The 25620-nt window shown below is 74.0% G+C and carries 22 protein-coding genes; 11 read left to right on the top strand and 11 right to left on the bottom strand.

The genetic code is table 11. The features are described 5' to 3' along the window. Window positions 1-51 precede the first annotated feature (51 nt). The 3 genes from RBL05_RS06235 to RBL05_RS06225 all read right to left on the bottom strand — a co-directional run bounded on the left by RBL05_RS06235 (window position 52) and on the right by RBL05_RS06225 (window position 4389). Window positions 52-2868: a multicopper oxidase domain-containing protein gene (locus tag RBL05_RS06235; RefSeq protein ID WP_412523783.1), complete on the bottom strand. Its 2817-nt coding sequence runs from the start codon at window positions 2866-2868 to the stop codon at window positions 52-54. A gap of 374 nt (window positions 2869-3242) precedes the next feature. Further along, complete coding sequence (locus RBL05_RS06230; protein WP_259883572.1) at window positions 3243-4052, bottom strand: hypothetical protein; 810 nt, start codon at window positions 4050-4052, stop codon at window positions 3243-3245. 13 nt (window positions 4053-4065) lie between these two features. Beyond that, a complete protein-coding gene (locus RBL05_RS06225; RefSeq protein ID WP_259883571.1) occupies window positions 4066-4389 on the bottom strand; it encodes a hypothetical protein in 324 nt (107 codons plus the stop codon). Between the two features lie 188 nt (window positions 4390-4577). Here RBL05_RS06225 and sucC point away from each other — a divergent pair, with 188 nt between their 5' ends. The 6 genes from sucC to RBL05_RS06195 all read left to right on the top strand — a co-directional run bounded on the left by sucC (window position 4578) and on the right by RBL05_RS06195 (window position 10866). Next, window positions 4578-5747 (top strand): ADP-forming succinate--CoA ligase subunit beta, encoded by a 1170-nt coding sequence (sucC, locus tag RBL05_RS06220; RefSeq protein WP_259883570.1) that lies wholly within the window; start codon window positions 4578-4580, stop codon window positions 5745-5747. 12 nt (window positions 5748-5759) lie between these two features. Beyond that, entirely contained in the window at window positions 5760-6650 is an 891-nt protein-coding gene (gene sucD, locus RBL05_RS06215) for a succinate--CoA ligase subunit alpha (protein ID WP_259883569.1), read from the top strand. 209 nt (window positions 6651-6859) lie between these two features. Beyond that, window positions 6860-7861 (top strand): CPBP family intramembrane glutamic endopeptidase, encoded by a 1002-nt coding sequence (locus RBL05_RS06210; protein ID WP_259883568.1) that lies wholly within the window; start codon window positions 6860-6862, stop codon window positions 7859-7861. Window positions 7862-8003: 142 nt separating this feature from the next. Beyond that, a complete protein-coding gene (locus tag RBL05_RS06205; RefSeq protein ID WP_259883567.1) occupies window positions 8004-8723 on the top strand; it encodes a metal-dependent transcriptional regulator in 720 nt (239 codons plus the stop codon). A gap of 365 nt (window positions 8724-9088) precedes the next feature. Continuing rightward, on the top strand, window positions 9089-9925 hold the full coding sequence (locus RBL05_RS06200; RefSeq protein WP_318604163.1) for a C40 family peptidase: 837 nt from the start codon (window positions 9089-9091) through the stop codon (window positions 9923-9925). 113 nt (window positions 9926-10038) lie between these two features. Further along, a complete protein-coding gene (locus RBL05_RS06195) occupies window positions 10039-10866 on the top strand; it encodes a hypothetical protein (protein WP_259883851.1) in 828 nt (275 codons plus the stop codon). Here RBL05_RS06195 and RBL05_RS06190 read toward each other — a convergent pair. The 3 genes from RBL05_RS06190 to RBL05_RS06180 all read right to left on the bottom strand — a co-directional run bounded on the left by RBL05_RS06190 (window position 10863) and on the right by RBL05_RS06180 (window position 13746). Next, window positions 10863-11705 (bottom strand): HAD hydrolase family protein, encoded by an 843-nt coding sequence (locus RBL05_RS06190; RefSeq protein ID WP_308740239.1) that lies wholly within the window; start codon window positions 11703-11705, stop codon window positions 10863-10865. The genes RBL05_RS06195 and RBL05_RS06190 overlap by 4 nt on opposite strands. A gap of 79 nt (window positions 11706-11784) precedes the next feature. Beyond that, window positions 11785-12639, bottom strand: coding sequence for a putative RNA methyltransferase (locus RBL05_RS06185; protein ID WP_263310592.1), 855 nt, complete (start codon window positions 12637-12639; stop codon window positions 11785-11787). 234 nt (window positions 12640-12873) lie between these two features. After that, window positions 12874-13746 (bottom strand): C40 family peptidase, encoded by an 873-nt coding sequence (locus RBL05_RS06180; protein ID WP_263310593.1) that lies wholly within the window; start codon window positions 13744-13746, stop codon window positions 12874-12876. A 352-nt stretch (window positions 13747-14098) separates the two neighbouring features. Here RBL05_RS06180 and RBL05_RS06175 point away from each other — a divergent pair, with 352 nt between their 5' ends. Next, the gene (locus RBL05_RS06175) at window positions 14099-15526 is read left to right on the top strand and encodes a mycothione reductase (protein ID WP_263310594.1); all 1428 of its coding nucleotides are present in this window, start codon (window positions 14099-14101) and stop codon (window positions 15524-15526) included. A gap of 138 nt (window positions 15527-15664) precedes the next feature. On the opposite strand, the gene RBL05_RS06170 is transcribed toward RBL05_RS06175, so the two are convergent. Further along, on the bottom strand, window positions 15665-17200 hold the full coding sequence (locus RBL05_RS06170; protein WP_318604160.1) for an LCP family protein: 1536 nt from the start codon (window positions 17198-17200) through the stop codon (window positions 15665-15667). A gap of 1528 nt (window positions 17201-18728) precedes the next feature. On the opposite strand from RBL05_RS06170, the gene RBL05_RS06165 reads away from it, so the two are divergent. Further along, the gene (locus RBL05_RS06165) at window positions 18729-20189 is read left to right on the top strand and encodes a GuaB1 family IMP dehydrogenase-related protein (RefSeq protein WP_263310596.1); all 1461 of its coding nucleotides are present in this window, start codon (window positions 18729-18731) and stop codon (window positions 20187-20189) included. A gap of 141 nt (window positions 20190-20330) precedes the next feature. After that, complete coding sequence (gene galE, locus RBL05_RS06160; RefSeq protein ID WP_263310597.1) at window positions 20331-21329, top strand: UDP-glucose 4-epimerase GalE; 999 nt, start codon at window positions 20331-20333, stop codon at window positions 21327-21329. Window positions 21330-21470: 141 nt separating this feature from the next. Here galE and ilvA read toward each other — a convergent pair whose 3' ends face one another. The 3 genes from ilvA to RBL05_RS06145 are packed head-to-tail and all read right to left on the bottom strand — an operon-like array spanning window position 21471 to window position 23619. Continuing rightward, window positions 21471-22778 (bottom strand): threonine ammonia-lyase IlvA, encoded by a 1308-nt coding sequence (ilvA, locus tag RBL05_RS06155; protein ID WP_263310598.1) that lies wholly within the window; start codon window positions 22776-22778, stop codon window positions 21471-21473. Beyond that, a complete protein-coding gene (ispF, locus tag RBL05_RS06150) occupies window positions 22775-23323 on the bottom strand; it encodes a 2-C-methyl-D-erythritol 2,4-cyclodiphosphate synthase (protein ID WP_263310599.1) in 549 nt (182 codons plus the stop codon). Before ispF ends, ilvA begins: the two co-directional genes overlap by 4 nt. Continuing rightward, entirely contained in the window at window positions 23320-23619 is a 300-nt protein-coding gene (locus tag RBL05_RS06145; RefSeq protein ID WP_263310600.1) for a PTS sugar transporter subunit IIB, read from the bottom strand. Before RBL05_RS06145 ends, ispF begins: the two co-directional genes overlap by 4 nt. Window positions 23620-23781: 162 nt before the next feature. Between RBL05_RS06145 and RBL05_RS06140 the strand changes: the two genes are divergently transcribed. Beyond that, window positions 23782-24558, top strand: coding sequence for an IspD/TarI family cytidylyltransferase (locus RBL05_RS06140; RefSeq protein ID WP_263310601.1), 777 nt, complete (start codon window positions 23782-23784; stop codon window positions 24556-24558). Window positions 24559-24568: 10 nt separating this feature from the next. Then, window positions 24569-24880 (top strand): hypothetical protein, encoded by a 312-nt coding sequence (locus RBL05_RS06135; RefSeq protein WP_263310602.1) that lies wholly within the window; start codon window positions 24569-24571, stop codon window positions 24878-24880. A gap of 2 nt (window positions 24881-24882) precedes the next feature. Here RBL05_RS06135 and RBL05_RS06130 read toward each other — a convergent pair whose 3' ends face one another. Continuing rightward, window positions 24883-25620 (bottom strand): IspD/TarI family cytidylyltransferase, encoded by a 738-nt coding sequence (locus RBL05_RS06130; RefSeq protein WP_263310603.1) that lies wholly within the window; start codon window positions 25618-25620, stop codon window positions 24883-24885.

Here is a 25620-nt window from a genome sequence, read left to right as displayed (position 1 = left end):
GCAGCGCACGGGCGACGTCCGGCCACGGACGGTGCGCGGCCGCGGGAATGCTCAGGCCGTAACGCGGATCAGGGCGCGAGCGCCTCGCTCCATCTCCACGAAGGAGTGGTTCACCGCGGTGTAGGTGCCGGGCTCGTCGAAGACCAGCTCCACGAACCCGCCCTGGGCCGCGGCGAGATCGAGCGCCTGCGCCCCGCCGCCCTCGCCGTCCTCGGGACGCAGCAGATAGGCGCCCTCCTTGAAGACGGTGTCGAACACCCCGCCGACGACGTGGAAGGAGATCCCGCGCGACGGGCCCGCGGCGAGCACCCACAGCCGCACCCGCTCGCCCACCCGAGCCTCGAGCGGGGAGCGGACGTACTGGGTGGCATGGCCGTTGAAGACCGTGAGGTCGGGGCGCTCGGCGGCGATCTTCACGGGGCTCACCGGCAGGGCGCCCTCGTGCGTCGTCGACTCGGAGCCGGGAGCGCCGACGGGCACGAGATAGTGCTCGGACTGCACCAGCACGAACTCCCGCTCGACGGGCGCGAGCTCCGGCGGCGGGACCACGAGCGCGCCGACCATCCCGGCGGACAGGTGCACCGACATCGGCATGGTCGAGCAGTGGTAGAGCCAGATCCCGGCATGGTCGGTGGTGATCGCGTACTCCAGCTGCTCGCCCGGCGGGATCGTGCGCATGGCCTGGTCGGGGGAGACGCGGCCCGCGTGCAGGTCGAGGGAGTGCCCCATCGACCCATGATTGACCAGGTCGACGGTCAGGCGCGCCCCGAGCTCGGAGCGCAGCACCGGCCCGACGACGGCGCCGCCGTAGGTCATCGCGTCCATGGTCACGCCCGGTGCGATCTCGGCGGCGACCTCGACGACCTCCAGGGTGACCCGCTGCTGCGGACCGGTCGCGGCAGGGAGGCGGGCATCGCGCACGGCGACGCCCGGTCCAGGGGCGGCCATCATGTCGGCGCCCACGCGGGCGAGCTCGTCGTGCCCGGACGCCGCGGCCACGGCGCCCCCGACGGCGGACGTGCCCGCCGCGGCACCGGTCGCGACGACGCTCAGCGTCATGCCCATCGCGCGATGGCCGACGATCGAGCACCATCCCTCCATTCCATGGGCGACCACGCCGCCGTCGAGGACCGTCGACTCGCCCGGCTGCAGGCGCCCCGAGGTCGCGCCGGTGGCGAGCACGAGGTCGTGCACGTCGTGCGGATCGTCGTTGCTCAGCTCGATGACCAGGGTGTTCCCGGCGGGGACCTCGAGCCGGTCGGGCGTGAACCGCATCTCGGCCATGGACACCGAGATCGTGGTGGTCTCCCCGGTGGGCGTCACCGCGGCGGTGCCCGCGGTGCCGGAGGCGTCGGGGATCGAGCCCTGGGAGCGGTCCAGGGAGCCGCCGAGCGCGGTCGCCCCGAGCACGGAGCCGAGGCCCAGCAGCGCGCCGGTCAGCGCACGTCGGTCCACAGACGCTGCGGCGGCGGGAGCGAGCCCGGTCCCGGACCCCGTCGGCGGGCCGACGGAGGGCGGCGGGCCGACCGATGGCGACCGCAGCGTGCTGCGTGTGGGGGAGACCGCTGTGGCGGGCTCCGGGCGGCCCGGCGTCGGCAGCGGCACGGCGGTGCCGCGCAGCCGCGAGCTCGTCCGCACCGCGAGAACCAGCAGCACCACGAAGCTCACCAGCACCGCGAAGCCGAGCAGGGAGAGGAGCACCCGAGAGAACGAGCCGAAGCCCGCGACCTCCGCGGTGCCGAGCGTGAGCGCGGAGAACAGCGCCCCGGAGCCGGCCGTGGCCCGTTCGGCGAGCACGAACAGGGCCACGACGAGGTTGTACGCCACCACGCGCAGCACCGCGCCGCGGCTCATCACCGCCAGCGCCGCCGTCGTCGCGCGGGGACCGCCGCCCAGGGTCACCGGCAGCAGATGGCTCATCGCCCCCAGCAGCACCTGCAGCAGGAAGCCGGCGACGAAGGGGACGGTGAGCTGCTGCACGTCGGCGGCGACGAGGGAGCTCGCCATCTGCGCATCGGCGGAGCGCCACCACATCACCAGCAGGCCCGCGGTGGTCAGCGCGAACCAGCCCGTCCCCGCCGCGATCGACAGGATCGGGAACGGAGCGAGCGGCACCCGGCGCTCCTGGCGCACGCCGTGCACCCCGACCCGCACGAGCGTCACCGCGACCCAGGCGAAGGAGCCGAGATAGGCGAGCAGCGCCGCGCAGCCCAGCAGGGTGGAGCCGATCAGCGCCCCGGCGACCGCGCCGAGGACGGCCAGGAACATGCCCAGCAGTCCGCCCGCGGCCCGGGTCGCCGCGGCGAGCTCGATGCGCGTGCGCAGCACGGTGGGCCACAGGGTCAGCAGCGTGCCGGTCACGGTCAGGCCCACGAACCCCAGCACGTTCACGATCTGGTGGGCGAGCATCAGCCGTCCCTGCCAGGGCTCGCCCGGGCTGAACGCCATCACCGCGCCGAGCAGCGCACCGACGGGGAGCAGACAGGCCGCAGTGATGTAGGCCCTCACCGTGAACGCGAAGCGCGGCGCGAGCGCGGCCCGGATCTGCGCGCCGAGCGTGGCGGCGTACCAGAGCAGCGCCGCGGAGACGGCCAGCGCGCCGAGCACCACCAGCCACGGCCATCCCGGCAGCATCCCGGCGATCGTCACCACCACCCCGGCGGTGAGCAGCCGCAGCCTCGCCAGCTGGCGCGGGCGGGACTCCTCGCCCAGGCGGGTCTTCAGCAGCGCCTCGGTGAAGTGCTGCCCCCAGACCATGATCGAGGTGGTGATCAGTCCCAGCGTGACCATGTGGACCATCAGCCAGCGAGCCTGCGGCAGCCACTGGTGCACCAGGACCACCACGACCAGAGCGAGCATCCAGCCCATCACGGGGCGGGCGGCACGTCGATGCCAGGCACCGCGCCCGGTGGCGGGGGAGCGCCTGGCGGGACGAGGGTCAGGAGCGGGGGAGGAGGACTCGGAGGATGACGGCCCGGGAGCCGACGGGACAGGGGAGGACGGCACGGTGCAGGACCACCTCAGGCGTGATCCCGGTCCGGGCGGCGGGCGACCGGTCGGGGACGGGCAGGGACCGTTCCAGACTAGGACGGGCCGACGACGCCCTGTCAGGCCATGGTCCCGACGTCACGGCACAGCGCTCGGCCGCTCGGGCCACCGCGTCACGGTCTCGTCGTCACGTGTCCCGGGCGGGGCGGACCGATGCTCACTCGGGAGCGGCGTGCGCGGCGGTCGACGCGCGCTCAGCGGTCGCGGGGGTCCTCGGTCCGGTCGAGCCGCTCCTTGCTGCGCTTCCACTGCGCGTACAGGCCCGCGCCGAAGCTCACCACCACGATCAGCCCCACGGCGATCAGCACGGTGGTGAAGGGGATCGGGATCCCGGCGGCGGCGAGCACCGCCCAGATCACCACCAGCGAGAGGCCGATCAGCAGGGCGTCGCGCAGGGCGCGCATGATGCGCGGGAAGATGTTCGCGCGCTCGACGTGCCGGCTCGCGACGGCGTAGTACGCGGCGGCCTCGCGGCGCATCTCCTCGCCGGAGGGGCGGGGGCGCTGAGCGGTGCGGGTCCCGCCGTCCCGGTCCGCGGAGCGGCGCCGGCCCTCCGGATCGGCGGAGCGATGCTCGTCCTCCCGCTCCCCACGGGCTTCCCGGTCCTGGGCGCGGCCTCGGTCCCGCTCGACGCCGTCGGCGTCCGCGTCGTGCCCGCGGGGTCGGTCGCCGCGAGGGTCGTACTCCCGGATGTCGTCCGCGGGACGATCACCGGCCGCGGGACGACCGTCGGCTGCCGGACGCTCGTCGGCGGCGGGACGAACTTCGGCCGAAGGGTTCTCGCGGGTCCGCTCGCTCCTCGGTTCCCGACGCTCGTCGCGCTCGCCGGCTCCCGCCGACGCGCGCGGCTCCTCCTCGCGCCAGCCCTCGTCGACCGCGCGCCCGGCGGCGCGTGCATAGCCGCCGGCACGGTCGCCGGCCCGCCGGGCGGCGTCCCTCGCGGCAGGGGCCTGCTTGCGGGCGGTGTTCCGCGCCGCCTTCACGTAGGTCTTCCAGTCGGCCATGGCTCTCCTCGCCTCAGCGGTGCCAGTCGCCGCGGTCCCGCGGGTCCAGGTCCTCGATGCGCCGGTCGTCCCGGGGGCCCCGGTCGTCCTCGCGGAAGCGGATGTCCCCTCCGTCGCGGGACCCCCGCTGCGGACGCGGGTTCCGGGCGCGGCGCTCGTAGTAGTACGACAGGCCGACGTTCAGCGCGAGGGTGATGCCCACGGACAGCACGAAGCCGCCCAGGGTCGAGCGCATGCCCAGCAGGCGCAGCACGATGAACAGCACCCCGATGGCGACGATGCTGAATCCGAGGTGGTCTCGCACGCGCTGGACGAGGCTGCGGGAACGGCGGCTCATCGTCCCATCGTAGACGCGGCGCCTGGACGCGAGCCGGACGGGATGAGAGTCGCGCCACAGTCGGCTCCCTGCCATGGCCCGTGACCGCCTGGGCCTGCGGACGCGTTACCCTGGCGGTGTTCCCAGGGGTGGCATCGAGGCCAGTGCGGCCTGCCGCCCACTGCCGACATCGAGAGGAAAAGCACCCCGTGGACCTGTATGAGTACCAGGCCCGCGATCTCTTCGAGAAGCACGGCGTGCCCGTGCTCGGAGGAGTCGTCGCGGAGGACCCCGCAGCCGCCAAGGCCGGCGCCGAGAAGCTCGGCACCCCGGTCGTCGTCGTCAAGGCCCAGGTCAAGACCGGTGGTCGTGGCAAGGCCGGCGGCGTGAAGGTCGCCAAGTCCCCCGAGGAGGCGGAGCAGAAGGCCTCCGAGATCCTCGGCATGGACATCAAGGGCCACACCGTGCACCGCGTGATGATCGCGGCCGGTGCGGACATCGCCGAGGAGTACTACTTCTCGCTCCTGCTGGACCGCGCCAACCGCAACTACCTGGCCATGTGCTCGGTCGAGGGCGGCATGGAGATCGAGCAGCTCGCCGTCGAGCGGCCCGAGGCCCTCGCCCGCGTGGCCGTCGACCCCAACGTCGGGATCGACGAGGCCAAGGCGAAGGAGATCGTCGAGGCCGCGAAGTTCGACGGCGAGACCGGCGCGAAGGTCGCCCCCGTGCTGCAGAAGCTGTGGGACGTCTACCGCGAGGAGGACGCGACCCTCGTCGAGGTCAACCCGCTGGTCAAGACCGGCGCCGGCGACATCGTCGCGCTGGACGGCAAGATCACCCTGGACGACAACGCCGCGTTCCGCCACGAGTCCCACGCCGAGCTCGTCGACGTCACCTCCGAGGACCCGCTGGAGACCAAGGCGAAGGCCCTGGACCTCAACTACGTCAAGCTCGACGGCGAGGTCGGCATCATCGGCAACGGCGCGGGGCTGGTCATGTCCACCCTCGACGTCGTCGCCTACGCCGGCGAGAAGCACGGCGTCAAGCCCGCGAACTTCCTGGACATCGGCGGCGGCGCGAGCGCCGAGGTCATGGCCAACGGCCTCGACGTCATCCTCGGCGACGAGCAGGTCTCGGCCGTGTTCGTCAACGTCTTCGGCGGCATCACCGCGTGCGACGCGGTCGCCAACGGCATCGTCGGCGCCCTGAAGAAGCTCGGCGACGCGGCGACCAAGCCGCTCGTCGTCCGCCTCGACGGCAACAACGTCGAGGAGGGCCGGAAGATCCTCGCGGACTTCGCCCACCCCCTCGTCACCCAGGCCGACACCATGGACGGCGGCGCCGCGAAGGTCGCCGCGGCCGCCGCCGCAGGAAAGTGAGCAGCACCCGACATGTCTATCTTCCTTGATGAGAACAGCAAGGTCATCGTCCAGGGCATGACGGGCTCGGAGGGCATGAAGCACTCCCAGCGCATGCTCGACTCCGGCACGAACATCGTCGGCGGCGTGAACCCGCGCAAGGCCGGCCAGTCCGTGTCCTTCGAGGGCGGCGCCGAGGTGCCCGTCTTCGGCACCGTGGCGGAGGCCATGGAGTCCACCGGCGCGAACGTCTCGGTGGTCTTCGTGCCGCCGAAGTTCGCCAAGTCCGCCGCGCTCGAAGCTATCGACGCCGAGATCCCGCTCCTGGTGATCATCACCGAGGGCATCCCGGTCAAGGACTCCGCCGAGTTCTTCAACTACGCGCAGGCCAAGGGCACGACTCGCATCATCGGGCCGAACTGCCCCGGTCTGATCAGCCCCGGCAAGTCCAACGCGGGCATCACCCCCTCGAACATCACCGGTGCGGGCAAGCTGGGCCTGGTCTCCAAGTCCGGCACCCTGACGTACCAGATGATGTACGAGCTGGCCGACATCGGCTTCACCACCGCCATCGGCATCGGCGGCGACCCGGTCATCGGCACCACCCACATCGATGCGCTGAAGGCCTTCGAGGCCGACCCCGACACCGCCGGCATCGTCATTATCGGCGAGATCGGCGGCGACGCCGAGGAGCGCGCGGCCGAGTACATCAAGGCCAACGTCACCAAGCCGGTCGTCGGCTACGTCGCGGGCTTCACCGCCCCGGAGGGCAAGACGATGGGCCACGCCGGCGCGATCGTGTCCGGCTCCGCCGGCACCGCGCAGGCGAAGAAGGAGGCGCTCGAGGCCGCCGGCGTCAAGGTGGGCAAGACCCCCACCGAGACCGCCGATCTCATGCGCGAGATCATCAAGGGCCTCTCCTGATCCCTCCCGCCCAGCGCTCCTGAGCGCGCGAGGCCTTCGCGCCCCGGACCCGCACGGGTCCGGGGCACGTCGCCGTCCAGGGGAGGAGCGGTGCCGTGGCCCGACGGGCAGGTCTCAAGCGCTGAGTCGTTCCGGACCGCAGGGGCAGGGTGCGGATCTCCTCCGGGAGGAGGAGGCGCCTCCGTGCGGCCGCAGGGCAGGATCGGGGCATGACCGCTGCTCCTGCCCATCGCCCCGCCTCCTCCGATCGCGGGCCCGGTGCAGGCCGCGCTGTCCGTCCCTCCGATCCTGCGCCCGCCGGCGGACCCGGTGCGGACCCCACCGTCCCTCCCGCTGACCCTGGGCCCACCGGCCGGACCGCCCGAGCGGACAGCCCCGTCGTCGTCGGCATCCTGCTGGCGCTGTTCGTCCTCGCGATCGCGGTGACGGCCTGGCGCCATCCCGACGGGGTGGTGGTCTCCCGGGATCCCGGCTACGCCCCGATGCCGGTCCTCCTCCTGCTCGTCCCGGCACTGGCCGCGATGGCGCTCACCGCGCTGCTGCCGCGGGGGCGCGGCGCGGCGGAGCTGAGCGTGCGGCGAGGTTCCGCCCTGCGCGCCGAGACGGCGGTGCTGCTGGGCCTGGTCCTCGCCTTCCCGCTGCTCGTGCCGCTGCTGCCCACGGGCGAGGACTACGTGCTGGTGAAGGCCGCGCTGTTCCTGCTGGTCCCGTCGGTCGTGCTCGCGCTGTCCGCCCGGCGCAGAGGCGCCTCGCTCATGATCCGACGACCCGAGGTCGGCGCAGCGGTGATCGCACTGCCCGCCCTCGTGCTGGGCGTGCTCTCGACCGTCGGCCCCTTCTCCTCGGGCGGCCCCGCGAGCTGGCCGCCCCTCGAGGTCCTGCTGATCGCGGCGACGGCGACCGCGATCACCGCCGGTCTCGGCGAGGAGCTCATCTACCGCCGCTTCCTGCAGACCCGCCTCGAGGCGCTGCTCGGCCCGTGGACCGGACTGCTGCTCGCCTCGCTGCTGTTCGGCCTCATGCACGTCCTCAGCCACGGGGGAGGGGCCTGGTGGGAGAGCGCCGCGCAGGTGATCGCGCTGCAGGGCACCACTGGGATCGCGCTGGGCCTGATGTGGCGGCGCTGGCGACGGCTGTGGGTGTGCGTCCTCGCCCACGTCCTGCTCAACGGGCTCGGGGTGCTGCTCCATCTCCTGGGGCTGCTGGGGTGAGGGCAGGGTGGGGAGCCGCGACCAGGGGATCCGTCGGTCCGATCCGACCCTGCCCCCGCTCGGCCCGGGGCGAACGGGGCGTCCGACGTCGGCGCGCCCGATAAGCTGGACCTCGCCAGTCGCGCTGACCGAGGAGGGGCCTGTGTCCGGAGATCTCATCGACACCACCGAGATGTACCTGAAGACGGTGTTCGAGCTCCACGAGGCCGGGATCGCCCCGATGCGCGCCCGCATCGCCGAACGGCTCGGGCACTCCGGACCCACCGTCTCCCAGACGGTCGCCCGGATGGAGCGCGACGGGCTGCTCCACCTCGACGACCAGCGGCGCATCCGCCTCACCGCCGAGGGCACCGAGGTCGCCACCGACGTCATGCGCAAGCACCGCCTCGCCGAACGGCACCTGCTGGACGTGATCGGGCTGGACTACGCCCACGTCCACGAGGAGGCCTGTCGCTGGGAGCACGTGATGAGCCTCGAGGTCGAGAAGCGCCTCGCCCGCCAGATCACCCCGCCCTACGTCGACCCCTACGGCAACCCCATCCCCGGCCTCGCGGCCCTCGGGATCGAGGAGACCCAGGCCACGGACGAGGGTAAAGACGAGACCTCCGCAGTCCAGGAGCTGCGCGGCGCGGTCGTGGACGGCCAGAGCCGCGAGGTCCGCCTCGAGCGCATCGGCGAGCGACTCCAGAGCGATGTCGACCTGCTCGGCGAACTCGCACGTCACGGCATCCTTCCCGGTGCACGGCTCGCAGTGGAGCGGGTGGGGGCGAGCGTCGTCGTCCACGGCCCCGAGGGCGGGGAGGTGGCGATCGGCGACCTCGACGCCGACCAGCTCCACGTGACCCCGATCGCCGCCGGGTAAAGCCTCCGTCAAGCCCTTCCCCAGAAGCTTCCAGTCATCCTGACGAGGGCGCGACCAGCCCTTAGTCTCGAGGGCGTGTCGCGGCGCAGAGGTCCGCGACATCCCTTCCGGAAGCCCCACCGCGCACCGGAGAACGGGGTGCGAGACGTGACCACGCGCGGGGGCTGAGCCCGGGGCTGGGAGCGATTCGTGTCGAACACCGTGCACCACACCCACCGCCGCGCCGTGCGCACCGTCACCCCCGTCTCCCGCGCCGGGCGCGCCGGGGCAGGAGCGGCGATGGCCGCGGCGATGCTGTTCGGCGGCGCCGCCGCCGCGACCGCCGAGCCGCAGGCCGAGCCCCCCGCGCCGACGCCGGCGCCGCGGTGCTGCCCGCCGTCGCCGCCCCCGCCGTCGGCATCCCCGCCGCGGGCGGTGCCGAGGATGCTGAGGGCGCCGGGGACGAGGCCGCCGTCGCCGCCCTCGCCCCCGCCGCCGGCACCGCCTTCTCCGTCGAGGTCGGCCCGACCGCCGAGGAGATCGCCGCCGCCGAGGCCGCCGAGCGCGAGGCCGCCGAGCAGGCCGCCCAGGAGCAGGCCGAGCAGGAGCAGGCCGAGCAGGAGCAGGCCGAGCAAGAGCAGGCCGAGGCGCAGGAGACCGAGTCCGCCGACGAGCAGGCCGAGGCGCAGGAGACCGAGTCCGCCGACGAGCAGACCGAGACCCGCGAGGACGACTCCGCGGAGACCTCCTCCCGCTCCAACGAGCGCGAGGAGCCGGCCGAGGACGAGCAGCAGGAGAGCAGCTCGGACGATTCCCGCAGCTCCGAGCGCTCCGAGAGCAGCTCCTCCGAGGAGCAGGAGAAGTCCGCCCCGGCCCCCTCCGCCGCCAAGGGCAGCTCCATCCTCGCCACCGCCCGCTCCGGCATCGGCACCCCCTACGTCTACGGCGGCACCTCCCCGTCGGGCTGGGACTGCTCCGGCTTCGTGCAGTGGGTCTACGCCCAGCACGGCATCAGCCTTCCCCGCGGCGCGGGCGACCAGGCCGCCGCCGGCACCGTGATCCCGCGCTCCGAGGCCCGCCCCGGAGACCTCGTCTACAAGCCCGGTCACATCGGCATCTATGCCGGCGGCAACCAGTTCGTCGACGCCGGCAACAGCCGCGTGGACACCTCCGAGCGCAACATCTACTCCGGCAGCTGGACCTTCATCCGCATCGGCGGCTGAACGACCCTGCCCCTCGACGGCCCCGCCGCGCCCCTCCCGGGCGAGGCGGGGCCGTCGACATGCGTGGGGGAGGACACGGCGACGGACGAGAGGCACGGCGGTACCGTGTCCTGGTGTCCTCCCTGCGCGACCTGCTCTCCGTCCTGCTGCTGACCGCGGCGACGCTGCTCGGCGCCCTCTGGCTGCCCGGCGCATGGATCGAGCGCAACGTCGTGGACCAGGAGGGGTTCCTCGCGATCACCCAGCCGCTCGCCGAGGACGCCACGCTGCAGCGCTCCCTCACCGACAGCGCCGTGGACGAGGCGCTGGACCACGAGCTCGTCCCCGGGTTCGTCACCGACCGGGCTACGCCGCTCCTCCAGGAGCAGGCCTCGAAGGTCACCGGCACCGAGGCCTACACGGAGGTGTGGGACCGGGCGATGGTCGAGCTGCACGGTGCGCTGTTCACCCCCGGCGCCTCGCCCCTGGACGTGGACCTGCTGCCGCTCGTCGACTCCCTGCTCACCGGGGTCGAGGACACCCTGCCGCTGATCGACGACCTGCCCCGCCCGGGGGAGGCGAGCGTGACCCTGGCCAGCATCCCCGACGTGCCGCTGCTGCACCGCGCCACCGTGCTGGACCCCTGGGCGCACCGGGCCGGACCGATCGCCCTGGGCCTGGCCGTGCTCGCGGTCCTCGTCGCCGGGCACCGTCGCCTCATGCTCACCCTCGCCGGGATCGGCGCCGTGCTCGCCGGGCTCGCGACCTGGCTGCTCACCACCCGCATCGAGGGCCTCGTCCCCGATGCCGTCGACCAGGCGGTGTTCCTCGGCCCGATCGTGCAGGTCTTCGAGCAGCGCTTCGCCGCCGAGGTGATGCCCGAGGGTGTCATCATGCTCGGGGCCGGGGCGCTGGTCGCCGCCGCCGGGCTCGTGCTGATCGGGCTGCGCCGCAGCAGCTAGAGCATGCCGAGGCGGGCGAACGCCTCCTCCACGCCGTGCTCGGACGGGGGAGCGACCTCCATGTCCGCCGCGGCGAGCACCTCGGGACGGGAGCCGCGGATGGCGACGCCCGTGCCCGCGGCCCGCAGCATTCCCAGGTCGTTCGGTCCGTCGCCCACCGCGACCGTGTCCTCGATGCCCAGCCCCAGGTGCTCGGCCGCCAGGCGCAGCCCGTCGGCCTTGTCGACCTCGGCGAGGTGCAGCTCCCCTGAGCCGCGGCCGTCCTCCGAGATCGAGTTCGGCAGCGCCCCGACCTCGGGACCGATCTCCGCGGCGAGCTGCTCGATCGGCACCGGCGAGCTCCACACCGAGATCTTCGCGAAGGAGACGGAGGCCGGATCCTCGGGCACCGAGATCGCCTCGAGGATGTCGGCGAAGCCCCGCCCCCGCTCGCCCGCGGCGGGGACGGGCGCCCCGCGGCGGCGACGCTCGAGCCGATCGGCCGACGAGGCCGAGCACCACAGCGCCTCGGGCGCCTCGAGCGCATAGGCGGCGCCGTGCGCCTCGAGCAGCTCGACCGTGCGCCGGGCGAGCGCGGCGGGGAAGCGCACATCGCGCAGCAGCTCCTCGCCGATCCGGAGGTGCCCGCCCGCCGAGGTGATCATGCCGTCGAACAGCGCGGCGACGTCAGGGGCGACGATCGAGGCGGGCCGTCCGGTGCTCAGCAGGATCGCATGGCCGGCCGCGCGGGCGGCGAGCACCGCCTCGGCCTGGGCGCGCGGGACGACTCCGCTCTCGGCGAGGGTGCCGTCGAAGTCGAGGAAGGCGGCACGGCGGCGGAAGGGGGTGGACGAGGACACGATTCTCCTGGGGTGGGACGGAGGGGACTCTCAGCCTAGGCGAGGGGGTGCATCGAGCCTGGGTGGCAGCGGCGAGCGCTCAGCGCGGACGGTACAGGCTGGCGAGCACCGAGACGGTCACCTCGCGGGGCGCCCCGCCGCGGCCGTCGAGGGCGGCGAGGTCCACGTGGCGGGCGCTGGGGGTCATCGCGACCAGGTCGCGGGCCATCGCGTCGTCGAGGGCGACCGTGAGCCGCAGCGGTCGGGAGTCCTCGACGGTGAAGTGCGGAGCGAGCGCCTCGGCGAGCCGCTCCTCCTTGCGCGGGTCCGGCCGGACCATCCCCGGCACGTGCTCGCGCAGCTCGGCCAGGTGCTCGGCCGCGGGCCGCACCACCAGCAGGTGCCCGCCAGGGCGCAGCACCCGCGCGAACTCCGCCGGGTTCCGCGGCGCGAACACGTCCATCACGAGGTCGACGCCCGCATCCCGCAGGGGGAAGGGCGAGAACACGTCCCAGCCGGCCGCGGCGGCCCGGTCGTGGGCGCGGGCGGCGAAGCGCAGGGCCCGCGGTGCGGTGTCCACGCCGAGCCCCTGCGCCCCGGGGACGCGGTCCAGCACCGAGGAGAGGTAGTGGCCGGTGCCGCAGCCGATGTCGAGCACGCGCGGATCGTCCGTGCCCTCGAGCGCCCGGGCGGCGAGATCCGCGGTGAGCGCCCGCAGGGCGTCGTACGCGCCGGTGGAGAGGAAGGAGTCCCGGGCCCGGGCCATGTCGTCGTCGTCCCCGCTGATGGGGGCGCTGCCGGGCAGCAGCGAGACGTACCCCGCGCGGGCCAGGTCGAAGCTGTGGCCGCTCGGGCAGCGGAGGGTGCGATCGGTGAGCGCGAACGGCTCCCGACAGTGGGGGCACAGCAGCGCGTCGAGCCAGGGGAGCAGGGAGGCGGGGACGGGACGGGACACGACCGACAGCGTACGTCCCGTCGCCGCCGGACTCTTCGGACGGCTGACGTGCCCGGAGCGCCGCCGGTCGCCCGGGCCTGCTCGAGAAGGCGCCGGGTCCGCCGCCGATCGGCTTCTTCCGCTCACCCGGCACACGCGGCAGGCCCGGCCCCGTGGAAGGGGACCGGGCCTGCGGCGCGGTGGTGCCGAGCGCCTCGGCGAGGGAGCCAGGGCTCGGCGGGCGAGCCGGTGGGCTCAGCGGTAGGTGACGAAACCGGTCGGGTTGCCCCAGATCGGGCGCTCGACGACCTGCTGCTTGGAGCCGGAGGCGTCGATGATCTTGCCGTCGCCGGAGTAGATCGCGATGTGGCCGGGCCACACCACGAGGTCGCCGGGTTGCAGCTCGGACTGCGAGATGCTCTGCCCTGCGGCGGCCTGCTGGCTGCTGGTGCGGGGCACGTCGATGCCTGCCTGACCGTAGGCGTAGGCCACCAGGCCCGAGCAGTCCATGCCGCTGAGCGAGGACTCGCCCCAGGCGTAGGGGGTGCCGAGGGCGGTGCGGGCCGCGTCGACGATCGCATTGCCGGAGGTGGAGGTCGAGGCGGTGCTGACCGCGGCGCTGCCGGCGGGGGCGGAGGTGGTCGAGATGGTGGCCTCGGAGCCGGAGTCGACCGAGCCGCTCCCGCCCTCGAGGGCGGCGCGGGTGTCGGGGCCGACCACGCCGTCCACGGCGATGCCGGCGGAGGACTGGACGTCCTGGACCGCGTCCTCGGTCATCGAGCCGAAGAAGCCCGTGACGGGCAGGTCGGCGCCGCGGTCGTTGAGCGCGGACTGGAGCTGCTCGACGGAGGCGCCGGAGTCGCCGCGGCGCAGCGTCTCGGCCGAGGTCTCGGCCGAGGTGGAGGCGGTGTCGGCGGCCGGGGCCTGCTCGGCGGAGGTGGACTGCGAGGAGGGGGAGTCCTCCATCAGCGCCAGGTCGTTCGCGTGGGCGGCGCCGCCGGTGAAGGCGGTGCCGAGCAGCACCGAACCGAGGACGGCGGCGCCGCCCGCTCCGGCCGCGGCGCGGCGGGCGGGGAGGAGAGGGGTGCGGGCGCGGCCGAGCGCGCGGTGCGAGTTGTTCAGAGCCATGATGCGGTGTGTTCCTAACGGCCTCGGGGCGAGGCGGGTGTCCTGCTGGTCCGTGCGTCCTGCGGTGACGACCCTCGGGGAGGGGGATCGTGCCCGGCTCCCCGGGCGGGGAGGCCGTTCCCGTGCCGCGCGGCCGCACCGCGGGGCGGGTGCCGGGCCGATGGGCTGTGGACGTGGCATCCACGATAGGAGCCGGGCCCCGGGGAGGAACACCGAGTTGAAAGGGCCGCCCCCTCGTTTTGAACGAGGTTTTGCCCGCGCCGGGCGAGCATGGTGCGACTTGGTGTGACTTGACGGTCCATGGGGGATCTGGGCCACATCATCGGCATCGGCGCGGGGCTAGCCTGAGGCGGTGACTGAGACGACCCATTACGACATCGCCCTCATCGGCTCCGGCTCGGCGAACTCCTTCCCGGGCCCCGACCTCGCCGACCGCACCATCGTGCAGATCGATCGGGGCGTCGGCCCCGACCGCGTGTTCGGCGGGACCTGCCTGAACCTGGGCTGCATCCCCACGAAGATGTTCGTGCACACCGCGGATCTCGCGGCGACCCCCGCGGACGCGGCCCGCTTCGGCCTGACCGAGCAGCTGCAGCACGTGGACTGGCCGGCGATCCGCGACCGCATCTTCGGGCGCATCGACCCGATCACCGCCGGCGGCGAGGCCTACCGCCGCGACCACGAGGACAACGCGAACCTCACCCTGCTGCGCGGCACCGCCCGCTTCGTGGGGGAGAAGGAGCTGCTGGTCGATGGCAACGACGGCAGCCGGCAGCGGATCACCGCCGACACCATCGTGCTCGGCGCCGGCTCCCGCCCCGTCCTCCCGCCGATCGACGGGCTCGCGGACCTCGCCCCGCACACCTCCGACACGATCATGCGCGTGGAGGCGCTGCCCGCCTCCCTCGCGATCCTCGGCTCCGGGGTGGTCGCCGTCGAGATGGCGCACGTGCTCTCCGCGCTCGGCGTCGAGGTCACCCTGATCGCCCGCTCGCAGCGGGTGCTGCGCGCCGCCGACGCCGACGTCTCCGCGCGCCTCACCGAGATCCTTGGCGAGCGGGTGCGCCTGGTGACCGGATTCGACACCACCTCGGCCCGGCGCACGGCCGTCGGGGTCGAGCTGCGGGGCACGCGAGAGGGCCGCGAGGAGACGCTGCGGGCCGAGGAGCTGCTGGTCGCCGTCGGCCGCCGCCCCAACTCCGACCTGCTGGATGTGCGGGCCGCGGGGATCGACGTGGCCGAGGACGGCCGCGTCGAGGTCGACGCGTACCAGCGCGTCCTCGCAGGGGGAGAGGTGCGCGAGGGCGTCTTCGCCTTCGGCGACCTCTCCAGCCCCCACCAGCTCAAGCACGTCGCGAACCACGAGCAGCGGATCGTGCGGCACAACGTGCTGCACCCCGAGCAGCTGCGGCGCTCCGACACGATGCCGGTCCCGAGCGGCGTGTTCACCCATCCCCACGTCGCCTGGGTGGGGATGGACGAGGAGACCGCGCGCGCGAGCGGCCGCGAGGTGCGCGTGGCGGTGCAGGAGTACGCCTCGATCGCCTACGGCTGGGCGCTGGAGGACACCACCGGCTTCGCGAAGATCATCGCGGACGCGGAGACCACCGAGATCCTCGGCGCCCACCTGATCGGCCCCGAGGCGACGACGCTGATCCAGCTGCTGATCCAGGCGATGAGCACCGGGCAGACCGCCCGCGACATCGCCACCACCCAGTACTGGATCCACCCGGCGATGCCCGAGCTGATCGAGAACGCGCTGCTCCAGCTCGTGGACTGATCCGGCTCGCGGACCGATCCCGCTCGCGGACTGATCCGGCTCGCGGACCGACCACCGTCGGTCTCCCGGCACACTGAACGGGGGCGGCCGGGGCATCTGCCCCGGGCCGCCCCCGGCTCCCCGCGTCGAGGGAGGTCCTCAGCCCTCCGCGCCCGGCAGGCAGGATTTCAGCGGGTCCTGCTCGATCTCCGGCGCGTCCGTCGGGGTGGCCTCCTCGGTGGGCGCCGAGGTCGTCGCGCTCGAGGACTCCTCCTCGGTGGTGGATTCCTCGGTGGTGGTCTCCTCCTCCGTGGTGGTCGCCTCGGCGGTCGGCTCCTCGGTGGTGGCGGTGTCCTCCTCCGGCGGGGCGCCGGTCTCCGCGGGCTCGGTCGAGCCGGGCTCGGTCTCGCCCTCCACGGACTCCGGCGGGTCGTTCTTCATCGAGTCCTTGATCGAGGCATCCGTCCACTCCTCGAGGTACTCCCAGTCCGGGTTCCCGGAGAAGGTGACGTCCTGCGTGATCGGGTAGGAGGTGAAGCCGCCGTCCTTGATGCGCAGAGCGAGCTCCACGAAGGCGTCGACGTTGCCCACGGGGATGTCGGTCTGGATGTTCTCCTCGGTCGCGGTCACCAGGCGCGGGATGGACAGCGCGAGGGAGGTGGGGTCCGCCTCCTCGCTCACGGCGCGCACGATGCGCTGCTGGCGGCACATGCGGTTGAAGTCGTCGGAGCCCTCGCGGGAGCGGGCGTACCACAGCGCGTGGTAGCCGTCGAGCTTCTGCTCGCCGGGCTCGATGTAGCCCTCGACCTCGCTCGCGCCGCCGCCGATCGGGATCCGCCGCTCGACGACGAGGTCCACGCCCCCCAGGGCGTTGACGAGGTCCTCGAAGCCCTTGAGGTTCACCATCGCGTAGTAGTCGGTGGAGATCCCGAGGGTCTCCTCGACGGCCCAGCGGGTCGCGGTCAGGCCCGGCTCGGGATCGCCCGGGAACAGGTCCTTGTTCTCCTCGGCCCACGCCCACACGGCGTTGATGAGGTTCTCGTTCTTCCCGTAGTAGTCGAAGCCGTCGGGGAACTCCTCCGCGGCGACCGTCCCCTCGGGGAACTCGACGTTCTCGAGGTTGCGGGGGATGGAGAACAGGGCGGTCTGGCCGGTCTTCGTGTCGATCGAGGCGACCATGATGGTGTCCGGCCGGGTGCCGGTGCGGTCGGCGCCGGCGTCCTGGCCCAGGAGCATGATGTTCAGGCGCGGGGTGTCCGCCCACGGGTCCGGGCCCTCGGCGAGCCCTTCGCCGTCGCCGCCGAAGACGCTCGTGGAGCCGAACAGGCCCTGCAGCGCCCAGAGGGACTGCACGCCGCGGCCGAAGGGCACCGCGACCGCGATGACCATCACGGCCGCCAGGGCGAGGGCGAGATAGCGCTTCGCGCCCTCGAGCCGTTCCTTGGTGGTCTGGGCGAGGTTCGCCAGCACGATCTGCAGGCACCACACGAGGCCGACGACCACCACCACGAGGAGCGCGCCGATCAGCACCCCGCGGTGGGTGCCCAGGGTCGCCGCGATCCGCAGCGGGTCGCCGATCACGAGGACCGCCGCGATCGTCGCGACCGCGAGGAGGAGCACGGCGAGCATGATCACGCCGATCTGTCGCATCCGCGTGGTGACGAGGCCGGAGCCGGGCAGCGCGGAGGTCAGCACGGTCCAGCCGGCGACCTTTGCGAGGGAGCCGTCGTCCGACGAGGGACGGTCCCCGCCGGAGCGCGAGTCGCCGGAGCCGCCGGAACCGCTGCGGCCTCCGCCCGAGGCCTCTCCGCCCCGACCGGCGCCCTGGCCGCCGCTCTCGCGGCTCGCGCCGCCGCCGACGTCACCGGTGCTCGCGGCGCCGGAGGCTGCGGTGCCGGTGCTCGGGGCGGTGGCCCCGGCTCCTGCCCCGAGAGCGGCCGCGGCGACGGCGACCGGACGGTCCCGGTCCTCCTCGCGGTCCTCGTCCCACGGTGCGGCGCGGTCGTGCGCGAGGGCGTTCTCCTCGTCGTGGGGGGAGGCGTGCTCCGCATCGTCCTCGGGCTCCGTGGGGGAGGGGACGACGGGGGCGACCTCGTGACCGGGGGCTAGAGGCGCCTCGGCCGGCGGGGGCGTCTGGTCGGACGTGATCCAGGCGTCCTGCGGGGAGGAGGTCGCAGAGCCCGCCGCCGAGGCGCTGTCCGCCGCCGAGGCGCTGTCCGCCGCCGAGGCGCTGTCCGCCGCCGCGGTGCCCGCGGCCGCCGCGGTGCCGGAGCCGGCTGCGGTGCTCGGGGCGGATGCGGTGCCCGAGGGGGCAGCGGCGGAGCCGCTCCCGGAGGGGGTGGCGCTCGCCGGCGTCGCCCCGTCGGCCGGGGTCGGGACGCCCGCTGCACGCCGTCCGCGCGGGGACGGGGACGGTGCCGACGCGCCCGGGCCGCCGTCGGCGGAGGTCTCGAGCTGCTCGAGTGGGAAGGCGGCGCGCCGTCCACGGGGCCGGCGCGGGACGGCCCGCTCGGGCCCCCGCGGCGCGGACGCACCGGTCTGTTCCGCTCCCGAGGAGGACGGCGTGACGCCGTTGGTCGCAGAGGCCGCCGCGGCAGGCTCGTCCGAGCGAGGTGCGGCGCCCGGGAAGGAGCGGCGCTCGGCGGTGTGCGGCAGGGAGCCGGTCGAGGCCGAGGACGCCCGCGACGCGGACCGTGCGCCTCGGACAGTGCGCGAGGAGCTCGAAGGAGTCGTGGCACGGGGTGCGGGGGCCTCCGCCGGACGCGCCTCGTCGGTCCGGGCGTCGGCCTCCCGCGGCTCGGCGGAGCGCTGGTCGACTCGTGGGGTGCCGGCGGGCACGGTGTCCGAGGGGCGCGCGTCGGCAGGTCGGTCGTCTGCGGTCGGCTCGTCGGCCGGCGCCTCAGGTGCCGAGGGCGCGGGGGCGGGCGTCGCCGCAGCGTCGATCCAGATGCGCTTGGGGTTCGGGGCGCCGAAGGCCGCGTCACGGTTCCGTCGAGCCTGCTCCTTGGGGAGCGGCGTGGATTCCGAGCGTCGGACCGGTTGCTGCCTGTGCCGTCCGGACCGACGGCGGCTGCGGCGCGGGGCCGAGAAGGGGTCCGTCATACGCCACATCCTAGGGATATGCCCGCGACAGGACGCGCAGATCGCTGTGTGGACCTCGTGGAGGTCCGCTCCCGAGCACCGCACGGGACCGCTCTCGCGCACCGTGCGTAGCATGGTGCCCATGCGCCTGGCCCATACCCCGACGACCGACCTGACCTACGACGACTGCTTCTTCCTGCCCGGTCGTTCCGCGATCACCTCCCGCTTCGACGTAGACCTCGGCAGCGACGACGGCACCGGCACCACGATCCCGCTGATCGCCGCGAACATGACCGCTGTCACAGGACGTCGCATGGCGGAGGTCATGGCGCGCCGCGGCGGCCTCGCCGTCCTTCCCCAGGACCTCGCCCCCGAGCGCATCGACTCGATCGTCCGCTCCGTGAAGTCCCGGGACCTGCTCGTGGACCACCCGCTCACCCTGACCGTCGACGGCACCCTCGGCCAGGCCGCGGACCTGCTGCCCAAGCGCCCCCACGGCATCGTCGTCGTGATCGACGAGGACCGCCGCGCCCTCGGCACCATCTCCGCCGAGGAGATCGCCGGGCGGGACTCCTTCGCCCAGGTCGGCGACGAGCTCAGCACCGACGTGCCGATCCTGACCCCCGAGGACCTCGAGGTCGAGCCCTCGCGCCTGCACGCCCGCATCGCCGCGACCCACCACGACGCCGCCGTGGTCGTCGACGCGGAGGGCGTGCTGCGCGGAGTGCTCACCGCCACCGGCGTGCTGCGCTCGACCATCTACCACCCGGCCACCGACGCCGAGGGCCGCCTGCGCATCGCTGTCGCCGTCGGGATCAACGCCGACGTCGCGGGCCGGGTCCGCGACCTCGTCGACGTCGGCGCGGACGTGATCGTGCTGGACACCGCCCACGGCCACCAGGACAAGATGATCGAGGCGATCCGCACCGCACGGACGGAGCTCGGCCCCCGCGAGGGGACGGCCGTGCGCCTGGCCGCGGGCAACATCGTCACCGCCGAGGGCACCCGCGAGCTGATCGAGGCCGGCGCCGACATCGTCAAGGTCGGCGTGGGCCCGGGCGCCATGTGCACCACCCGCATGATGACCGGCGTCGGCCGCCCCCAGTTCTCCGCCGTGCTCGAGTGCGCGTCCGAGGCCCGCCGCCTGGGTGGCAGCGTCTGGGCCGACGGCGGCGTGCGCCATCCCCGCGACGTCGCCCTCGCGCTCGCCGCCGGCGCCTCCAACGTGATGATCGGCTCCTGGTTCGCGGGCACCTACGAGTCGCCCGGGCAGATGCGCACCGACGAGTCCGGCCGACGCTACAAGGAGTCCTTCGGCATGGCCTCCAAGCGGGCCGTCTCCCACCGCACCGCCCACGAGGACGCCTTCGCCCGGGCCCGCAAGGGCCTGTTCGAGGAGGGCATCTCCACCTCCCGGATGTACCTCGCCGACGGCCGCGGCGGCGTCGAGGACCTCCTCGACGAGATCACCGCCGGGGTGCGCTCCTCCTTCACCTACGCGGGCGCGGCCAGCACCGAGGAGTTCCGCGAGCGGGCCGTGATCGGGCTGCAGAGCGCCGCCGGCTATGCCGAGGGCCGTCCGGTCGCCAGCTCCTGGAGCTGACCGACGCCGGGTGGCCGGGCGGAGCCTCCCGAGCGGTCGCCCCGCCGCGCCCGCAGCGGCCTGCCCGGTCGGCCGCCGCCCGCAGGCCCGCCGGGCGTGGGGAGGTCGGGGCGCGCGGCGGCGGCCGGTAGGCTTCGGACCATGACGACTCTCGTGATCGGTGGTGCCGGATACATCGGGTCGCACGTGGTGCGACTCCTCCTGGAGCAGGGGCAGCAGGTGGTCGTGGTCGATGACCTCTCGACCGGCCTGCGCAGCCGGACGGAGGGGGCCGAGCTCATCGAGCTCGACGTCACCCTGCCCGATGCGCGCGAGAAGCTCGCCTTCCACCTGCGCGCCTCCGGCGCGGACTCGGTGATCCACTTCGCCGCCCACAAGCAGGTCGGGGAGTCCGTCGAGAACCCGGAGATGTACTGGCACGACAACATCGCGGGCCTGGCCAACGTGCTCGCGGCCTGTGCGAGCGCCGGGGTGCGGGACGTGGTCTTCTCCTCCTCCGCCGCCGTCTACGGCGTGCCGGACGTGGACCTGGTCACCGAGGACCTCGCCCCGCAGCCGATCAACCCCTACGGCGCGACCAAGTACGTGGGGGAGTGGATGCTGGCCGATGCCGAGCGCGCCCACGGCATGCGCACCGTCGCCCTGCGCTACTTCAACGTCGCCGGGGCCGGCTGGCCCGAGCTCGCGGACACGGCCGTGATGAACCTGGTCCCGATCGTGCTGGACCGTCTCGAGCAGGGGAAGGCCCCGATCGTCTTCGGCGACGACTACGACACGCCCGACGGCACCTGCATCCGCGATTACGTGCACGTGCTCGACCTCGCCCACGCCCACATCGCGGCGCTGGACTACCTGCGCGGCGAGGAGCGGCCCCACCGCACCTTCAACGTCGGCACCGGCGAGGGCTCGAGCGTGCTCGAGGTGATCGAGGCGATCGCCCGCGCGAAGGGCATCGAGATCACCCCCGAGATCGGGGAGCGCCGCGCGGGCGACCCCGCGCGGCTCATCTGCTCCGCCGACCGCATCGCGAAGACCCTCGGATGGAAGTCCGAGCACGGCCTGGACGACATCGTGCGCTCCGCGGTCGAGGCCCGCTCGGCGGGGATCACGCGCGACGTCGAGGCGTATCCCGAGGCCTGAGACCACCTGCCGCCTGATGCCACGGCGCCCCTGCTCCACGAGGAGCAGGGGCGCCGTTCTGCGTGGGACTCTGCGTGGGGAGTCCCGGGCGTGCTCCCGCCGCTGCCGGGAGCGCTCCCGCTCAGGGAAGAGAGCGGTCGCTCAGGTGAGATAGCGGTAGATCGGGTCGTGCGGGTCGATCCGCTCGATCTCCATGTTCGAGGCCGCCATGCGCGCCATCAGCGGCTCGAGGTCCTCGCGGTGCCCGATCTCGAGGCCCACCAGCGCCGGGCCCTCCTCGCGGTTGTTGCGCTTGATGTAGTCGAACAGCACGATGTCGTCGTGCGGACCCAGCACCCGGTCCAGGAAGCGGCGCAGCGCGCCCGGCTCCTGCGGGAAGGTCACCAGGAAGTAGTGCTTGAGCCCCTCGTGGACGAGGGACCGCTCGACCACCTCGGTATAGCGGGAGACGTCGTTGTTGCCGCCGGAGACGACAACGACCACGTCCCCGCCGTCCTCCCCGGCGCGGGCCAGGCCCTCGATCACGCCGGTCGCCACCGCGGTCGCGGCGAGCGCCCCGGCCGGCTCGGCGATGATCCCCTCGACCTGGTACAGCTCGAGCATCTGGGTGCACACCGCGCCCTCGTCCACCGCGATCAGCTCGGGAGCGATCGCCTGCACCATCCGCAGCGGGCCCGCGCCCACGCGGCGCACCGCCGCGCCATCGACGAATCGGTCCATCTCGTGGAGCGCGACCGGTCGACCCGCACGCACCGCCGCGGCCATCGAGACCGCGCCGGCGGGCTCGACGCCGACGATCCGGGTGGAAGGGCAGCGCTCCCGCAGCCAGGCGCCGCAGCCGCCCAGCAGCCCCCCGCCGCCGACGGGCAGCACCATCGTGCCCAGCTCCCGGCCGTGCTCCTCGCGCAGCTGCTCGGCGGCCTCGAGCGCGACGGTGCCCTGGCCGGCCATGATCGTGGGGTGGTCGAAGGGAGGGACCTGCACCGCGCCGGTGCGCTCGGCGTCGTCGGCCGCGGCCTCCGCGGCGTCGTCGAAGGTGTCCCCGATCAGCACCAGCTCGACCAGGTCCCCGCCGATCGAGGTGATCCGCTCGCGCTTCTGTCGCGGTGTGGTGCTGGGGACGTAGATCCGGCCGGACACCCCGAGGGTGCGGCAGGCCTGGGCCACGCCCTGGGCGTGGTTGCCCGCGCTCGCCGCGACCACGCCCGCCTCGCGCTGGTCGGCGTCGAGGGAGTCGAGGAAGAGGTGGGCGCCGCGCAGCTTGTAGGAGCGCACGGGCTGGAGGTCCTCGCGCTTGAGCCAGACGTCCGCCCCGGCCAGGGCGCTCAGGCGCTCGCTGTGCTCGAGCGGGGTGCGGCGCACCGTCGTGCCCAGGCGCTCCGCGGCCTGCTCGACGTCCGGGGCGCGGACGGGCAGCGGGGACTGTTCGGAGCGGGAGGCGGTGGTCATGCTCCGTCCTCCTCGGGGCGGGTCTGCTCGGGTGCGCGGCCGGTCCCGGAGGCGCCGTCCGCGGGCACGAGCAGCGCGGTCGCCATCGCGGCCAGGCCCTCGCCCCGGCCGGTCAGCCCGAGCGCGTCGGTGGTGGTGCCGGAGACGGCGACCGGGGCGCCGGCGGCGGCGGTCATCGCCGCGCAGGCCTCCTCGCGGCGGCGGGACAGCCGCGGCCAGTTCCCGATCACCTGCACCGAGATGTTCCCGATCTCGTAGCCGGCCTCGCGGACCAGGCGCGCGGCCTCCCCGAGCAGTCGGGAGCCCGAGGCGCCCTCCCACTCGGGGCGGCCGACGCCGAAGTGCGTGCCGAGGTCGCCGATCCCGGCGGCGGAGAACAGGGCGTCGCAGGCGGCATGGCAGGCGACGTCGGCGTCGGAGTGCCCCTCCAGAGCCCGCTGGCCCTCCCAGCGCAGGCCCGCGATCCACAGATCGCGCGGGGAGTCCTCGGGTGCGGCGGCGTGCACGTCCACGCCGATGCCGATCCTGGGCGCTGCGGCCGTCATCGGGCCCCGTCCGGGTCGATGCGCTCCAGCAGGCGGTCGATGTCGTCGAAGGTGACCTTCGGGTTCGTGCCCAGCAGGAGGGGCATCGCGGAGACGCGCGGGATGCCGAGGGCATCGGGCAGGTCCACGGTGGAGACCACGAGGTCCGCGTGGAAGTCCGAGGAGAGCAGGTCCATCACCGTGGCCTGCACGACGGTGACGCGGCGGCCGCGGGCGGCGATGTGCTCGCGCACCTGCTCGGCGACCAGCGCGGAGGTCGCGATCCCGGCGCCGCACACGATGGCGATGGTGAGCATTCGAACTCCTGGTGCAGGGGAAGTGGGGGCGGGCGTCCCGGGGCGCGACGAAGGCGCCGACGGTCCGCCGACGGGATCGATTCTGTCACGTCCGGTCCGCGCCGGGCAGGCGGAGGTCCCGCCCCGCACGGTCCGCGCCCCACCACCGACTACGATGCCTGCGTGACCCAGCCCCGCCGCTCGCGCCCGGCCCGTCCCGTCGGACGGGCTGCGGGCGTCGTGCTCGCCGGAGGCTCCGGCACCCGGGTCGGGGCGGGCATCAACAAGGCCTTCCTGCAGCTGTCCGGGCGGAGCATCGCCGCCTGGGGTCTGAACACCCTCGCCAGCGTCGAGGGGGTGGGGATCCTCGTGTTCGTGGTCCGCCCCGAGGACCTCGAGCACGCCCGCTTCGTGGAGGCGCGCGAGACCGATGTGCCGCTGGAGATCATCCCCGGCGGGGACACCCGCCAGGAGTCCGAGCTGGCGGCCCTGCGCCATCTCGCCGACCGGATCGACAGCGGCGCGGTGGACACCGTGCTGATCCACGACGCGGCCCGCCCGCTGGTCTCCCACGGACTGGCCTCCGCGGTGCTGCACGCCGCGCGCGAGCACGGCGGCGCGGTCCCCGGGATCCCGGCCGTGGACATCGCCCCGGTCGCGCCGGGTGAGCGGCTCGCCGGCCCGGGGGAGCAGCGCGCCGGTGCGGGGGAGGCGGGCGCCGGACCTCTCGTGCGCGTGCAGACCCCGCAGGGCTTCCGCGCCGCGACCATCCTGGACGCCTACGAGGCGGCCGCGCGCGACGGCTTCGTCGGCACCGACACCGCCTCCTGCGCCGAGGAGTACACCGACATCCGGGTCACCTGGGTGCGCGGCGAGGAGACCAACTTCAAGATCACCTACGCCCAGGACCTCCTCCTGGCCCAGGACGTGGTCAGCGCGCTAGGTTTGAGGTCTTCGTGAGGAGGAGACGATGAGCGTCGAGGAGAGCTTCCTGCGGTGCACCGCGTGCGAGCAGGACGCGGAGCACGAGGTGGTCTATGCCGGGCGCTTCGTGTCCCAGATCCGCTGCACCGGCTGCGGCGCGGTGACCCGGCTGGACGTCTCGGAGGACTACCTCCCCGACCTGCGTCAGCGCATCTCCAGCAAGCCGCGCCGGCTCATGCGGCGGCTGCGCCGCGACCCGGGCGAGCTCGCGACCAGCCTCCCCGAGCGCACGCTGTCCAAACCGCTGCGGATGGCGCAGGAGTTCCGCACCGTCTGGCGCAACCGCCAGGACGGCTGAGCTCAGCCGCGGCGGGCCAGCCCCCGCCGGTGCGAGGTGTCCCTGGCCAGGCCCAGCGAGATCTGCGCCTGCCACAGGGTGAGCCGGTCCAGCACCGCGAAGCCCGAGTGCGATCCCTGGACGGTCCCCACCCGGGCGCCGGCGGCCAGGGCGGCGTGGATCTCGTCGAAGCGCCCGCCCGGAGGTGCCTGCTCCGCGCGGGTCTGAGCCGGGTCGAGGGCCGTCTCGAGCACCTCGCGCCGCAGCAGGCGGGGGCTCTGGAGGCCGGCGAGGGTGGAGCGGTCCACGTTGCGCAGCCCGCCCGGCAGCACCTCCTTGACCGAGTCGGTCATCGCGACCACCGGCACCACCGCGTCCAGGCCTCCGTGCAAGGAGGCGAGCACCTCGGCGACCACGGCCTGCGGGGTCAGGGCGCGCTCGGCGTCGTGGACGAGCAGGAGCGGGTCGTCGCAGACCTCGAGCGCGGCGCGCAGCGCCCGTCGGCGGTCCCCATCGGCCGCGAGGACCGTCAGGCGCGGGTCGAGCAGCGACCGCAGGTGTCCCGCCGCCTCGGAGCGGGCGACGACGACCGGGGCGGGCACGCCCAGCGCATGGAGGGTGCCCAGGAGCCGCTCGATCAGGCGCGAGCCGCCGAGCGTCTCGAGGGACGGCGTCTCGGCGTCGTGCGAGATCCCCGGCGCGGGCGGCGCCAGGGCGAGCACGAGCGGTCGGACCCGCCCCGGGGCGGACGAGGACGTCAC

The organism is Brachybacterium sp. GU-2, from assembly GCF_030866705.2.
Lineage (GTDB): Bacteria > Actinomycetota > Actinomycetes > Actinomycetales > Dermabacteraceae > Brachybacterium > Brachybacterium conglomeratum.
Note: the sequence above shows the minus strand (reverse complement) of the source record. Positions and strands in the feature narration are given on the sequence as shown.